At 67.2% G+C, this 12,745-nt stretch carries 13 protein-coding genes; 9 read left to right on the top strand and 4 right to left on the bottom strand.

The genetic code is table 11. The features are described 5' to 3' along the window. From HMPREF2581_RS30515 to HMPREF2581_RS30485, 7 genes are all read left to right on the top strand, one after another. Positions 1-668, top strand: a 668-nt coding sequence (locus HMPREF2581_RS30515) for an ABC transporter substrate-binding protein (protein WP_256565225.1), incomplete at its 5' end; no start/stop codon positions are given. A 224-nt stretch (positions 669-892) separates the two neighbouring features. Continuing rightward, a complete protein-coding gene (locus HMPREF2581_RS30510) occupies positions 893-2,347 on the top strand; it encodes an OprD family outer membrane porin (protein ID WP_003141335.1) in 1,455 nt (484 codons plus the stop codon). A gap of 49 nt (positions 2,348-2,396) precedes the next feature. Next, positions 2,397-3,998 (top strand): ABC transporter substrate-binding protein, encoded by a 1,602-nt coding sequence (locus HMPREF2581_RS30505; RefSeq protein WP_003141337.1) that lies wholly within the window; start codon positions 2,397-2,399, stop codon positions 3,996-3,998. A 67-nt stretch (positions 3,999-4,065) separates the two neighbouring features. Next, positions 4,066-5,076, top strand: coding sequence for an ABC transporter permease subunit (locus HMPREF2581_RS30500; protein WP_003105448.1), 1,011 nt, complete (start codon positions 4,066-4,068; stop codon positions 5,074-5,076). An 11-nt stretch (positions 5,077-5,087) separates the two neighbouring features. Further along, positions 5,088-5,999: an ABC transporter permease subunit gene (locus HMPREF2581_RS30495; protein ID WP_003094448.1), complete on the top strand. Its 912-nt coding sequence runs from the start codon at positions 5,088-5,090 to the stop codon at positions 5,997-5,999. Between the two features lie 52 nt (positions 6,000-6,051). Then, positions 6,052-7,026: an ABC transporter ATP-binding protein gene (locus HMPREF2581_RS30490; protein ID WP_003094451.1), complete on the top strand. Its 975-nt coding sequence runs from the start codon at positions 6,052-6,054 to the stop codon at positions 7,024-7,026. After that, the gene (locus tag HMPREF2581_RS30485) at positions 7,026-7,997 is read left to right on the top strand and encodes a peptide ABC transporter ATP-binding protein (protein ID WP_003110330.1); all 972 of its coding nucleotides are present in this window, start codon (positions 7,026-7,028) and stop codon (positions 7,995-7,997) included. Before HMPREF2581_RS30490 ends, HMPREF2581_RS30485 begins: the two co-directional genes overlap by 1 nt. A 32-nt stretch (positions 7,998-8,029) precedes the next feature. Here the strand turns inward: HMPREF2581_RS30485 and HMPREF2581_RS30480 are convergent, their stop codons facing one another. After that, positions 8,030-8,662 (bottom strand): LysE family translocator, encoded by a 633-nt coding sequence (locus HMPREF2581_RS30480; RefSeq protein WP_003141339.1) that lies wholly within the window; start codon positions 8,660-8,662, stop codon positions 8,030-8,032. A 141-nt stretch (positions 8,663-8,803) separates the two neighbouring features. Between HMPREF2581_RS30480 and HMPREF2581_RS30475 the strand changes: the two genes are divergently transcribed. Further along, positions 8,804-9,277 (top strand): Lrp/AsnC family transcriptional regulator, encoded by a 474-nt coding sequence (locus tag HMPREF2581_RS30475; protein ID WP_003094456.1) that lies wholly within the window; start codon positions 8,804-8,806, stop codon positions 9,275-9,277. Between the two features lie 4 nt (positions 9,278-9,281). On the opposite strand, the gene HMPREF2581_RS30470 is transcribed toward HMPREF2581_RS30475, so the two are convergent. The 3 genes from HMPREF2581_RS30470 to HMPREF2581_RS30460 are packed head-to-tail and all read right to left on the bottom strand — an operon-like array spanning position 9,282 to position 11,637. After that, on the bottom strand, positions 9,282-10,211 hold the full coding sequence (locus HMPREF2581_RS30470; RefSeq protein ID WP_003141340.1) for a 5-oxoprolinase subunit C family protein: 930 nt from the start codon (positions 10,209-10,211) through the stop codon (positions 9,282-9,284). Beyond that, positions 10,208-10,885, bottom strand: a complete 678-nt coding sequence (gene pxpB, locus HMPREF2581_RS30465; RefSeq protein WP_003110333.1) for a 5-oxoprolinase subunit PxpB — start codon at positions 10,883-10,885, stop codon at positions 10,208-10,210. Before pxpB ends, HMPREF2581_RS30470 begins: the two co-directional genes overlap by 4 nt. Further along, complete coding sequence (locus tag HMPREF2581_RS30460) at positions 10,882-11,637, bottom strand: 5-oxoprolinase subunit PxpA (protein WP_003141341.1); 756 nt, start codon at positions 11,635-11,637, stop codon at positions 10,882-10,884. Before HMPREF2581_RS30460 ends, pxpB begins: the two co-directional genes overlap by 4 nt. Positions 11,638-11,766: 129 nt before the next feature. Here HMPREF2581_RS30460 and lpxO point away from each other — a divergent pair, with 129 nt between their 5' ends. Beyond that, on the top strand, positions 11,767-12,666 hold the full coding sequence (gene lpxO, locus HMPREF2581_RS30455) for a lipid A hydroxylase LpxO (protein WP_003141342.1): 900 nt from the start codon (positions 11,767-11,769) through the stop codon (positions 12,664-12,666). The last annotated feature ends 79 nt before the right edge of the window (positions 12,667-12,745 follow it).

Raw genomic sequence — 12,745 nt, 5'->3', positions numbered from 1 at the left:
ACATGGCGGTGAACAAGCAGGCCATCATCGACGCTGTCTACCAGGGTGCCGGGCAACTGGCGGTGAACGGCATGCCGCCGACCCAGTGGTCCTATGACGAAACCATCAAGGACGCCCCGTTCGATCCGGCCAAGGCCCGGGAACTGCTGAAGAAGGCCGGCGTCGCCGAGGGCACCGAGATCACCCTGTGGGCGATGCCGGTGCAGCGTCCCTACAACCCCAACGCCAAGCTGATGGCGGAGATGATCCAGGCCGACTGGGCGAAGATCGGCATCAAGGCCAGGATCGTCAGCTACGAGTGGGGCGAGTACATCAAGCGCGCCCATGCCGGCGAGCATGACGCCATGCTGTTCGGCTGGACCGGCGACAACGGCGATCCGGACAACTGGCTGGCGACCCTCTACGGCTGCGACTCGATCAACGGCAACAACGTATCGAAATGGTGCGACGCGGCCTACGACAAGCTGGTCAAGGCTGCCAAGCGGGTCTCCGACCAGGACAAGCGCAGCGAGCTGTACAAGCAGGCCCAGCACATCCTCAAGGAGCAGGTGCCGATCACCCCGATCGCCCACTCCACCGTGTACCAGCCGATGAACAAGTCGGTGCATGACTTCAAGATCAGCCCCTTCTCGCGGAACGCCTTCTATGGCGTAACCAACCAGCCCTGATGCCGACGCCGCCCCGGTCGTGAAACGACCGGGGCGCAGAAGAACGGCACGACCCGTACTTCATTTCTTTGCTTTTCCTGCCCGTGTTCCAGAACGGCGCTGTGCGCGTTCCGCCAGGAGCGCTCGCCTCGCCGTATTCGACCGCCGCGCCCAGGCGCGGGCGAAACCGGCGCAAACCTGGTGGGTAAAACAGGTGCCATGACAACAATAAAGGGAGCAATCAGGTGATGAGATACCAACGAGTGACCGGCGCGACGCTGGGACTGGCCTTGATGGCATCGGCCGCGCCAGGCTGGGCGGCGGACGAGCAGGAAACCCCGCCGACCCCGGACAATCCCAGCTACGCCGCCCAGGTGCAGAGCATCCCCAGCGTGGAGAAACCGATCAAGGGCCAGGCCGGCGCCAGCGGGCTGTTCGAGGGGCAGAGCCTGACCCTGACCACCCGCAACTTCTACTCGCGGGAAAACATGAAGGACAGCTTCACCTTCCGCATTCCCAAGGCCGGCGGCGGCTCCCAGCGCATCCACCAGCGCAACGCCTGGGTCCAGGGCACGGTGCTCAAGTACAGCTCGGGCTACACCCAGGGCAGCATCGGCTTCGGCTTCGACGTCGCAGCCTTCAACGAGATCGCCCTGGAGCGCGGCAAGGGCCGCATCGGCGGCGGCGGCAACCGGACCCTGGCGAACAGCGATGGCGAGGCGATCGGCGAATGGTCCAAGCTGGGCGTTGCCAATATCCGCCTGCGCGCCTCGAACACCGAATTCAAGGCCGGTCGCTTCCTGGTCAACACTCCGGTGTTCAGCTATATCGACAACCGTGCCCTGCCCTCCAGCTTCACCGGCTTCGCCGTGACCAGCGAGGAGCTGGACAACCTCAGCCTGCAGGCCGGCAGCTTCCGCAAGGTCAGCCCGCGAACCGGTTCCGGCGACGAGGACATGACCACCGAGTACGGCACCCGCCAGGTCAAGGGCGACCGCCTGAACTACCTGGGCGGCAACTACAAGCCGCTCGACGGGCTGGAGATCTCCCTCTATGGCTCGCATTTCCAGGACGTCTGGAACCAGTACTACCTGGGCGTGACCCACGACATCGGCGACCTCGAGAACGGCATCGCCCTGCGCACCGCCTTCAACGGCTACCACACCGGCGACACCGGCGCGCGCGAGGCCGGCTACATCGACAACGACACCTGGAGCCTGGCCTTCACCCTCGGCCATCGCGCCCACGCCCTGACCCTGGCCTACCAGCAGGTCGACGGCAACGAATACTTCGACTACGTGCACGAAACCTCGGCGATCTTCCTGGCCAACTCGATGCTGGCCGACTACAACAGCCCCAACGAGAAGTCCGCGCAGATCCGCTACGAGACCGACTGGAGCTACTACGGGGTCCCCGGCCTGAGCACCGGCGTGTGGTACGTGAAGGGCTGGGACATCGACGGCACCCACTACGACGGCGATCGCAACGGTGCCTACGGCAACTACGCCGAGGTGCGCGCCCAGGACGGCGAGAAGCACCACGAGCTGGGCCTGATGGCGGCCTACAAGGTGCAGAACGGGCCGATCAAGGACAGCACCTTCAAGCTCACCTACATGATGCACAAGGCCAGCCAGAACCAGGTCGACGGCAGCGTCAACGAACTGCGCCTGGTCAGCACCTTCCCCTTCAACCTGCTGTAAACCTGCGACAACCGGCGGCCCCGGCGACGGGGCCCACGAGGAGGACCCCATGCTCCATCCGTTGCTCCGACACCTGCCCCTGGCCCTGGCCCTGGCGCTATGCGCCGCCGGCGCGGCCCAGGCGAAGAACCTGGTGGTCTGCACCGAGGCCAGCCCGGAAGGCTTCGACATCGTCCAGTACACCGGCGCGGTGACCGCCGACGCCTCCGCGGAAACCGTGTTCAACCGCCTGCTCGCCTTCCGCCCCGGCACCACCGAGGTGATCCCGGGGCTGGCCGAGCGCTGGGACGTCAGCGCCGACGGACTGAGCTATACCTTCCACCTGCGCCCCGGCGTGAAATTCCATACCACCGACTACTTCAAGCCGACCCGGAGCCTGAATGCCGATGATGTGCTGTGGACCTTCCAGCGCGCCCTCGATCCGAAGCATCCCTGGCATGCCTCGGCGCTGCGCGGCTACGCCTACTTCGACGCGATGGGCATGGGCGAGCTGATCAAGTCGGTGGAAAAGGTCGACGAGCTCACCGTGCGCTTCGTCCTCAACCGTCCCGAAGCGCCGTTCCTGCGCGATATGGCGATGCCCTTCGCGTCCATCTATTCCGCCGAGTACGGCGACCAGTTGCTCGCCGCCGGCAAGCAGGGCCAGTTGAACAACCAGCCGATCGGCACCGGGCCGTTCGTCTTCAAGCGCTACGCCAAGGACGCCCAGGTCCGCTACACGGCGAACCCGGACTACTACGCCGGCAAGCCGCCGATCGACAATCTGGTGTTCGCCATTACCCTCGATCCCAACGTGCGCATGCAGAAGGTCCGTGCCGGCGAGTGCCAGGTCTCGCTGTACCCGAAACCGGAGGACGTGCCGCGCCTGAAGCAGGACCCGAACCTGGCGGTGGACGAGATCGATGCCCTGCTGACCACCTACATTGCCATCAACACCCAGCACAAGCCGCTCGACGACCCGCGCGTGCGCCAGGCGATCAACCTCGCTCTGGACAAGAAGGCCATGCTCGACGCGGTGTTCGGCCCCGGCGCGGCCAGTCCGGCTGTCGGTCCCTATCCCCCGACCCTGCTCGGCTACAACCATTCGATCCAGGACTGGCCGCACGATCCCGAACGCGCCAGGGCGCTGCTCAAGGAAGCCGGTGCGGAAAATCTCAGGATCACCCTGTTCATTCGCAACGGCACCTCGCCTACCATCCCCAACCCCGCCCTGGCAGCACAGATGCTGCAAGCAGACCTGGCCAAGGCCGGCATCCAGCTGACCATCCGTTCCCTGGAGTGGGGCGAGCTGCTCAAGCGTTCGAAGGCCGGCGAGCACGACCTGTCGCTGCTTGGCTGGGCCGGCGACAACGGCGACCCGGACAACTTCCTCAGCCCGAACCTGAGCTGCGCCGCCGCCGAGTCGGGTGAAAACCAGGCGCGCTGGTGCGACAAGGACTTCGAGGCGCTGATGCGCAAGGCCCGCGAGGTGAGCGATCCGGCCGAGCGGGCGAAACTGTACGAGCAGGCCCAGGTGGTATTCCACGAACAGGCCCCATGGATACCGCTGGCCTACCCGAAGCTGTTCAACGTCCGGCGGAACACGGTGCAGGGCTACGTGATCAATCCGTTGAGCAACAACAACTTCGCCACCACCTCGGTGAAGCCCTAGAAGAACAAGGACCACAGCCCTGCCGCCAGCGGGGCGCACGGTCCGCGATGAGGAGTTACCCGCCAACATGCTTAGTTTCATTGCACGACGATTGGGGTTGCTGATCCCCACCTTCTTCGGCGTGACGCTGCTCACCTTCGCGCTGATCCGCCTGATTCCCGGCGACCCGGTGGAAGTGATGATGGGCGAACGTCGCGTCGATCCGCAGATGCATGCCGAGGCCCTGCACCGCCTGGGCCTGGACAAGCCCTTGTACCAGCAGTACCTGGACTACGTGGGCAACCTGGCACAGGGCAATCTCGGCGAGTCGCTGACCACCCGCGAAGGCGTCTGGCACGAATTCCTCACCCTGTTCCCGGCGACCCTGGAACTGTCCCTGGCCGCCATGCTCTTCGCCGGTACCTTCGGCCTGCTGGCCGGGGTGATCGCCGCCCTGAAACGCGGTTCGCTGTTCGACCATGGGGTGATGACGGTGTCCCTCGCCGGCTATTCGATGCCGATCTTCTGGTGGGGCCTGATCCTGATCATGCTGTTCTCCGTGTCGCTGGGCTGGACGCCGGTGTCCGGCCGTCTCGACCTGCTCTACGACATCGAGCCGAAGACCGGCTTCATGCTGATCGACACCCTGCTTTCCGACGAACAGGGCTCGTTCCTCGATGCCGTGCGCCACCTGATCCTGCCGGCCATCGTGCTGGGCACCATCCCGCTGGCGGTGATCGCCCGCATGACCCGCTCGGCGATGCTCGAGGTGCTGCGCGAAGACTATGTGCGCACCGCCCGCGCCAAGGGCCTGTCGCCGGCCCGGGTGGTCTTCGTGCACGCCCTGCGCAACGCGCTGATTCCGGTGCTGACGGTATTCGGCCTGCAGGTCGGCACGCTGCTCGCCGGCGCGGTGCTGACCGAAACCATCTTCTCCTGGCCGGGCATCGGCAAGTGGCTGATCGACGCCATCAGCCGTCGCGACTACCCGGTGGTGCAGAACGGCATCCTGCTGGTCGCCACCCTGGTCATCCTGGTCAATTTCGTCGTGGACATCCTCTACGGCCTGGCCAACCCGCGCATTCGCCACCAACGCTGAGGAGCCAGCCGATGAACGCCATGCACAACGCTCCCGCCAGCGACCCGAGCCTGGTCTACCCGTCCCCGCTGAAGGAATTCTGGCAGTCCTTCGCGCACAACAAGGGCGCCCTCGGCGGCCTGCTGTTCATGCTGCTGATCGTGTTCTGCGCGCTGTTCGCCCCCTGGGTCGCCCCCTACGATCCGAGCGAGCAGTTCCGCGACTTCCTGCTGACCCCGCCATCCTGGCTGGAAGGCGGCCAGGCGCGCTTCCTGCTCGGCACCGACGAGCTGGGCCGCGACCTGCTCTCGCGGCTGATCCACGGCGCCCGCCTGTCGCTGCTGATCGGCCTGTCCTCGGTGGTGATCTCGCTGATCCCCGGCATCCTCCTCGGCCTGCTCGCCGGCTTCTCGCCGAACCGTGCCGGGCCGCTGATCATGCGCCTGATGGACATCATGCTGGCGCTGCCGTCGCTGCTGCTGGCGGTGGCCATCGTGGCGATCCTCGGCCCGGGCCTGATCAACACCGTGATCGCTATCGCCATCGTCTCGCTGCCGGCCTACGTACGCCTGACCCGCGCCGCGGTGATGACCGAGCTAAACCGCGACTACGTCACCGCCTCGCGCCTGGCCGGCGCCGGCACCCTGCGACTGATGTTCGTCTGCGTGCTGCCGAACTGCATGGCGCCGCTGATCGTCCAGGCCACCCTGAGCTTCTCTTCGGCGATCCTCGACGCCGCCGCCCTCGGCTTCCTCGGCCTCGGCGTGCAACCGCCGACCCCCGAGTGGGGCACCATGCTCGCCTCCGCCCGCGACTACATCGAGCGCGCCTGGTGGGTGGTCAGCCTGCCCGGCCTGACCATCTTGCTCAGCGTACTGGCGATCAACCTGATGGGCGACGGCCTGCGCGACGCCCTCGATCCGAAACTGAAGAACGCGGCATGAGGAGCACAACCATGAACAGCGCATCCGTATCCGCGCCACAGGAGACCGCCGCATGAGCCTCCTCGATATCAAGAACCTCAGCGTGCGCTTCGGCGACACCACCGCCGTGCCCGTGGTCGACGGCCTCGACCTGAGCGTCGACAAGGGCGAGGTGCTGGCCATCGTCGGCGAGTCCGGCTCCGGCAAGTCGGTGACCATGATGGCCCTGATGGGCCTGATCGACGCCCCCGGCTGGGTGTCCGCCGATCACCTGCGCTTCGACGGCCACGACATGCTCACCCTCAAGGGCCGCCAGCGCCGGCGCATCGTCGGCAAGGACATGGCGATGGTCTTCCAGGACCCGATGACCGCCCTCAACCCCAGCTACACCGTCGGCTACCAGATCGAGGAAGTCCTCCGCCTGCATCTCGGCCTGCGCGGCAAGGCCCTGCGCCAGCGCGCCCTGGAACTGCTCGAACGGGTCGAGATCCCGGCCGCCGCCAGCCGTCTCGACGCCTACCCGCACCAGCTCTCCGGCGGCATGAGCCAGCGCGTGGCGATCGCCATGGCCATCGCTGCCGAGCCCAAGCTGCTGATCGCCGACGAGCCGACCACCGCCCTCGACGTGACCATCCAGGCGCAGATCATGGAGCTGCTGCTGAACCTGCAGCGCGACCAGGACATGGCGCTGATCCTGATCACCCACGATCTCGCCGTGGTCGCCGAGACCGCCCAGCGCGTCTGCGTGATGTACGCCGGCGAAGCGGTGGAGATCGGCGGCGTGCCGGCGCTGTTCGACCGCCCGACCCATCCCTACACCGAGGCGCTGATCAAGGCGATCCCCGAGCACTGTGCCGGCGAAGCCCGCCTGGCCACCCTGCCCGGCATCGTTCCGGGGCGCTACGACCGCCCGCGCGGTTGCCTGCTGTCGCCACGCTGTCCCTATGCCCAGGAGCATTGCCGCCAGGAGCGGCCGGCCCTGGAAGCGCACGAGCGCGGCGCGGTGCGCTGCTTCTATCCGTTGAACCTGCTGAACGAGGTGGCCTGATGGAAACCGTTCTGACCGCCCGTGATCTGACCCGTCACTACGAAGTCTCCCGCGGCCTGTTCAAGGGCCATGCCCAGGTGCGCGCGCTGAACGGCGTATCGTTCGAACTGGAAGCCGGCAAGACCCTCGCCGTGGTCGGCGAGTCCGGCTGCGGCAAGTCGACCCTGGCGCGCGCCCTGACCCTGATCGAGGAACCCACCTCCGGCTCGCTGAAAATCGCCGGGCAGGAGGTCAAGGGCGCCAGCAAGGACCAGCGCCGGCAGTTGCGCCGCGACGTGCAGATGGTCTTCCAGAACCCCTACGCCTCGCTCAATCCGCGACAGAAGATCGGCGACCAGTTGGCCGAGCCGCTGCTGATCAACACCGCGCTCTCGCGCGAGGAACGCCGCGAAAAGGTCCAGCAGATGATGCGCCAGGTCGGCCTGCGGCCGGAGCACTACCAGCGCTACCCGCACATGTTCTCCGGCGGCCAGCGCCAGCGCATCGCCCTGGCCCGGGCGATGATGCTGCAACCCAAGGTGCTGGTGGCGGACGAGCCGACCTCGGCCCTCGACGTGTCGATCCAGGCCCAGGTACTGAACCTGTTCATGGACCTGCAGCAGCAGTTCCGCACCGCCTACGTGTTCATCTCGCACAACCTGGCGGTGGTCCGCCACGTCGCCGACGACGTCCTGGTGATGTACCTCGGCCGACCGGCGGAGATGGGGCCGGCGGACAAGCTCTACGAGAACCCGCTGCATCCCTATACCCGCGCGCTGCTCTCGGCGACCCCGGCGATCCACCCGGACCCGACGAAGCCGAAGATCCGCATCCAGGGCGAACTGCCGAACCCGCTGCACCCGCCGGAGGGTTGCGCCTTCCACAAGCGCTGCCCCTACGCCACCGAGCGCTGCCGCAGCGAGGTGCCCGAGCTGCGCCTGCTCGACCAGCGCCAGGTGGCCTGCCACCACGCCGAGCAATTCCTCGGCTGAGCGCCACGGGGCGCTCGCCGCCCCGCAGCCCTTCAGAGCTGGCGCAGCAGCGCCAGCCTTACCCCGAACCCTATCAACAACCCACCGAAGCCCCACTGCTGCAGGCGCTGTGCCCGCGGCCGGGACGCCAGCCAGCGGCCCAGGCGGCCACCGGCCAGCGCATAGGCGCAGTCGAAGGCCAGGCCAACCAGAACCAGGACCGTACCGAGCGCGGCGAACTGGACGGCCAGCGAACCGGCCCCGGGGCTGACGAACTGCGGCAGCAGCACCGAACAGAACAGCAGGGCCTTGGGGTTCAGCAGGTTGGTCAGGAGTCCGCGCAGCAAGGCCCGGCGGTCGGCGTGAGGGACCACCGGCGCGGAGCCCACGTCACTGGTCGGCAAGGCCAGTCCGCCACCGCGCAGCATCTGCAGGCCAAGCCAGGCGAGGTAGGCGGCGCCGAGCAAGCGCACCAGGTCGAAGGTCCAGGGAGCGGTACGGAACAGCAGCGCCAGCCCGGTCGCGGCCATCAGCACATGGCAGGCCCGAGCCAGCGCCAGGCCGAGGGCGGTGACCAGCGCCGCGCGACGGCCCTGGCGGGCGCCGGTCTGGAACAGCAGGAGCATGTCTGGTCCGGGGACCAGGTAAACCACCGCCAGGGCAATCAGGAAAGCGCTCGTGTCCATCGTATCGGCTCCAGGAAGGTGACCCGGATAACGATTCTATGCCCGCAAGGCAGGGCAGGTGCTTGCGTTTTCCACCAGCCTATCCATTCTATTTGGCAGTAAATTCTACTCTCTGGAGACTATCCATCCGGATATGCCAAGATGAAACTCGACGCCTATGACCACCGCATCCTCGCCGCCCTCCAGCGCGACGGCCGCCTGAGCAACGTCCAACTGGCCGAGGAGATCGGCCTCTCCCCGTCCCCCTGCCTGCGCCGCGTGCGCCTGCTGGAAGAGGCCGGGGTGATTCGCGGCTACCAGGCCAGCATCGACCGCGACGAGGTCGGCCTCGGCCTCACGGTGTTCGTCGGGATCAAGGTGGAACGCCACCGCCAGGAGCAGGCCGAGGCCTTCCACCGTGCGGTGGTCGACCTCCCGGAGGTGATCTCGGTGCACCTCGTCTCCGGCGAGTCGGACTTCCTCCTGCAAGTGGTGGTCCCCGACCTGCGCGCCTACGAACGCCTGCTCAGCGAAACCCTGCTGCGCCTGCCCGGGGTCAGCGACATTCGCAGCAACTTCGCGATCAAGACGGTCAAGGCGCCCTCGCCGCTGCCGCTCGGCCACCTGGCCGGCTGAGCGCTCAGCCGCGGAAGAAGCGGTAGAAGCGCAGCAGATCGGCCTGCTGCGTCGCCAGGTCGCTCTCGACGAAGGTTACCTCGCTATGCGCGGGGCTTTGCGCCAGGCGCGAGAGGTCCAGTGGATGGACGAAGCCCAGCAGCGGATAGCCGCCCATGCTCTGGCGGTCGGCCATCAGCACGATGGGTTGGCCATCGGGCGGAACCTGGATAGCGCCCTCCACCACGCCCTGCGACCAGGCGCGCGGCGCCCCGCGCAGTGGCTTGCCGGCCAGGCGGACGCCCATGCGATCGGACCGCGGGCTGATTCGCCAGGCGCTGGCGAAGAAGGCTCGCCGGCTGGCTGCGTCGAAGGCCGCCGCATCGCCGCCGAGCAGCACGCGCAAGGGCCGCTGCTGCCGGTAGTCCGGCTGGAAACGCCAGGGCACGCTGGCATCCCACGGACACGCCGCTCCCGCTTCGGCACACGGCAGGCAATCGCCCTCCGCCAGGATCCGGCCATCGCCCTGTAAACCGCCGAGCCCGTCGCGAACCTGGCAGGCGACGCTGCCCAGTACCGGCCTCGCCCGGAAACCGCCGGCGCAGGCCAGGTAGGCACGCTGCCCGGCCTCGGCGAAGCCCAGTTCGATGCGTTGCCCGCGGCGGACCCGGAAGCGACTCCAGGGCAGGCATTCGCGACCGTCCACCGTCAGCGCCAGGCGCGCTCCGGTCAGCGCCAGCCAGGTCGCCTCCACCCTGCACTCCAGCGCCAAGCCGCCGAAAGCGATTTCCAGCAATGGCGTCCCCCAGGGATTACCGAGCAGACGATTGGCCCAGGCTGCCGCCTGGCGGTCCAGAGGGCCGCCCGGGGATACGCCGAGGTGCTGCCAGCCGCGCCGGCCGTCGTCCTGCAGCAGGCTCTGCGGACCCGCCTTGACGACCCACAAACCATTCATTCGCGCCCGCCCAGGTCGAGGAAAGCCTCGCGCCCGATGGCGACGAAGCGCACCCGGTCGCCCAGCGCCAGTGGGCACGGAGGAATCGCGGCCGGATCGAACGGACGCCACGGGCTGCGTCCCAGCAGGTGCCAGCCGCCGGGCGAGGCCTGCGGATAGATCGCCGTCTGCGCCTCGGCAATGGCCAGGCTGCCGGCCGGTACACGCGCCCGCGGGGTGGCCCGCCGCGGCAGGACCAGGCGCGGATCGAGGCCGCCGAGGTAGGCGAATCCCGGAGCGAAACCGATCGCGCCGACCCGGTATTCGGCCGCGCTGTGCAGTTCGATCACCCCTTCGCCAGTCAATCCGCAGGCAACCGCTACCGTCGCGAGGTCCTCGCCGGCGTACCAGACGGGAATCTCGTGCAGGCGCCCGGCATCCTCGGCGGGGCGCCAGGCGTGCCACTCCGCCAGCAGCGGACCCAGGCGTTCTTCCAGTACCTGCGGGGCGATGCGGTAGGGGTCGTAATGCAGCATCAGGGTGGTCCAGCCCGGCACCAGATCCCTGACGCCTTCGCCAAGCCCCTCGCGCAGACGTCTGGCCAGCTCGGCCAGGCGCACAGACAGGTCCACTTCGGGCTCTTCGGCGAGCGTCAGCAGCAGGGCTTCGGCACCAGCGGGTTCGATGCGGATCACAGGCTGTCCAGGGCCGCGCGCAGGCGCCGGAGGACCGCCAGCGACTGCGGGTTGTCGCCATGCACGCAAAGACTGTCGGCGGTCAGGCGCAGCGGGTTGCCGTCGTAGTCGGGGAAGGCTTCGCCGCGGGCGATGGCCAGGGCCTGTTCGATGATCCGCTGCGGATCGTGATGCACCGCGCCGCCAAGCCGCCGCGGCGCCAGCCGGCCGTCCGGCAGGTAGGCGCGATCGGCGAAGGCCTCGAACAGCAGCGGCACGTCGGCCTCGTCGGCCAGTTCCAGCTCGCGGCCGTTGTCGGCCAGGGCCAGCACCATCAGCGGCAGGTCCTTGCGATAGGCGGCGCAGGCGTCGAGCACGGCGCGCAGCAGCTCATCGTCGCCGACCAGGTCGTTGTACAGCGCGCCATGCGGCTTGACATAGGCCACCTGGGCACCGAGGGAACGGCAGAAAGCGTCCAGCGCACCGATCTGGTACAGCACCATGGCATGCACCTCTTCGGCAGAGCAGGCCAGCGAGCGCCGGCCGAAGCCGCTCAGGTCGGGATAGGCCGGGTGCGCGCCGATGCTCACGCCATGGCGTACCGCCAGCTCCACCGCGCGCCGCATGGTGAGCGGGTCGCCAGCGTGGAAGCCGCAAGCCAGGTTGGCCTGGTCAACCAGCGGCATGCTGTGGACATCGTCGCCCATGCGCCAGGCGCCAAAGCTTTCGCCCATGTCGCAGTTGAGCAGGATACGCCGGCCGGTGTCGTTCATTGTGCGTTCCTTTCGAGGCCAGGATTACAGAAAAATGAGCGCAGTGCTGGCGAATTAGCGTCAGGTAGCATACTCAGGCACTGAGAACAGGAGTAAATTCTCCTCTTTTGCACCGACGACCTTGCATTCATGAAAGTTCTCATCCTGGCGGCCTATGCGCTGAGCATCCTCTATGTCCATTTTCGCGGCCGGGTACGCCACAAGCTGTCGCGCCAATTGAGCGACCACTCCAGCTTCCTCGCTCCGATCAACTGCCTGATGTACCTGTTCTCGAAGGTAGCGAACCGCCCCTACCTGGCACCGCAGACCTTCCCCGAACTGCAGGTTCTGGTCGACAACTGGCAGGCCATCCGCAGCGAGGCGCTGCACCTGCACGGCGCCGGCAACATCAAGCGTTCCGAACAGTACGACGATATCGGTTTCAACTCGTTCTTCAAGAGCGGCTGGAAGCGCTTCTACCTGAAATGGTACGACGAGGCCCATCCCTCCGCCGGACAACTCTGCCCGCAGACCACCGCCCTGTTGCGGCAGATTCCCTCGGTCAAGGCGGCGATGTTCGCCGAACTGCCGCCGGGCTCGAAGCTGGTGCGACACCGCGATCCCTACGCCGGCTCGCTGCGCTTCCACCTGGGACTGTTCACTCCCAACGACCCGGCCTGCTTCATCGAGGTGGACGGCGAGCGCTACCACTGGCGCGACGGCGAGGCGGTGGTGTTCGATGAAACCTTCATCCACTACGCGGAAAACGCCACCGAACACAACCGCATCATTCTCTTCTGCGACATCGAGCGGCCGCTGACCCAGGGCTGGGCCACCGCCTTCAACCGCTGGTTCAGCCGCAACGTGATGGCTGCCGCGGCCGCCCCGAACAACGCAGGCGACCGGACCGGCGGACTCAATCGGATCTTCGACAGCCTCTACAAGATCCGCCTGCAGGGCAAACGTTTGAAGAAGCGCAACCGCAAGCTCTACTACCTGCAGAAATGGGGCTTCTTCGCCCTGGTACTGGCTTTCATCCTGTGGATCTGAGGCCCGGCGACGCAAGGCCCCGATAGCTCCGTGGGGCGTATGACACCAACGGCGTCATCCGCCGATACCCCGCCGAAAT

It is taken from the genome of Pseudomonas sp. HMSC057H01 (assembly GCF_001836405.1).
GTDB classification, from domain to species: Bacteria; Pseudomonadota; Gammaproteobacteria; order Pseudomonadales; family Pseudomonadaceae; genus Pseudomonas; species Pseudomonas aeruginosa.
Note: the sequence above shows the minus strand (reverse complement) of the source record. Positions and strands in the feature narration are given on the sequence as shown.

What these genes read in the sequence shown, in the direction of transcription:
- HMPREF2581_RS30505 (WP_003141337.1), top strand. Translation starts at nt 2,397, where the DNA reads ATGCTCCATCCGTTGCTCCGACACCTGCCCCTGGCCCTGGCCCTGGCG.
- HMPREF2581_RS30500 (WP_003105448.1), top strand. Translation starts at nt 4,066, where the DNA reads ATGCTTAGTTTCATTGCACGACGATTGGGGTTGCTGATCCCCACCTTC.
- HMPREF2581_RS30495 (WP_003094448.1), top strand. Translation starts at nt 5,088, where the DNA reads ATGAACGCCATGCACAACGCTCCCGCCAGCGACCCGAGCCTGGTCTAC.
- HMPREF2581_RS30490 (WP_003094451.1), top strand. Translation starts at nt 6,052, where the DNA reads ATGAGCCTCCTCGATATCAAGAACCTCAGCGTGCGCTTCGGCGACACC.
- HMPREF2581_RS30485 (WP_003110330.1), top strand. Translation starts at nt 7,026, where the DNA reads ATGGAAACCGTTCTGACCGCCCGTGATCTGACCCGTCACTACGAAGTC.
- HMPREF2581_RS30480 (WP_003141339.1), bottom strand. Translation starts at nt 8,662, where the DNA reads ATGGACACGAGCGCTTTCCTGATTGCCCTGGCGGTGGTTTACCTGGTC.
- HMPREF2581_RS30475 (WP_003094456.1), top strand. Translation starts at nt 8,804, where the DNA reads ATGAAACTCGACGCCTATGACCACCGCATCCTCGCCGCCCTCCAGCGC.
- HMPREF2581_RS30470 (WP_003141340.1), bottom strand. Translation starts at nt 10,211, where the DNA reads ATGAATGGTTTGTGGGTCGTCAAGGCGGGTCCGCAGAGCCTGCTGCAG.
- HMPREF2581_RS30460 (WP_003141341.1), bottom strand. Translation starts at nt 11,637, where the DNA reads ATGAACGACACCGGCCGGCGTATCCTGCTCAACTGCGACATGGGCGAA.
- lpxO (WP_003141342.1), top strand. Translation starts at nt 11,767, where the DNA reads ATGAAAGTTCTCATCCTGGCGGCCTATGCGCTGAGCATCCTCTATGTC.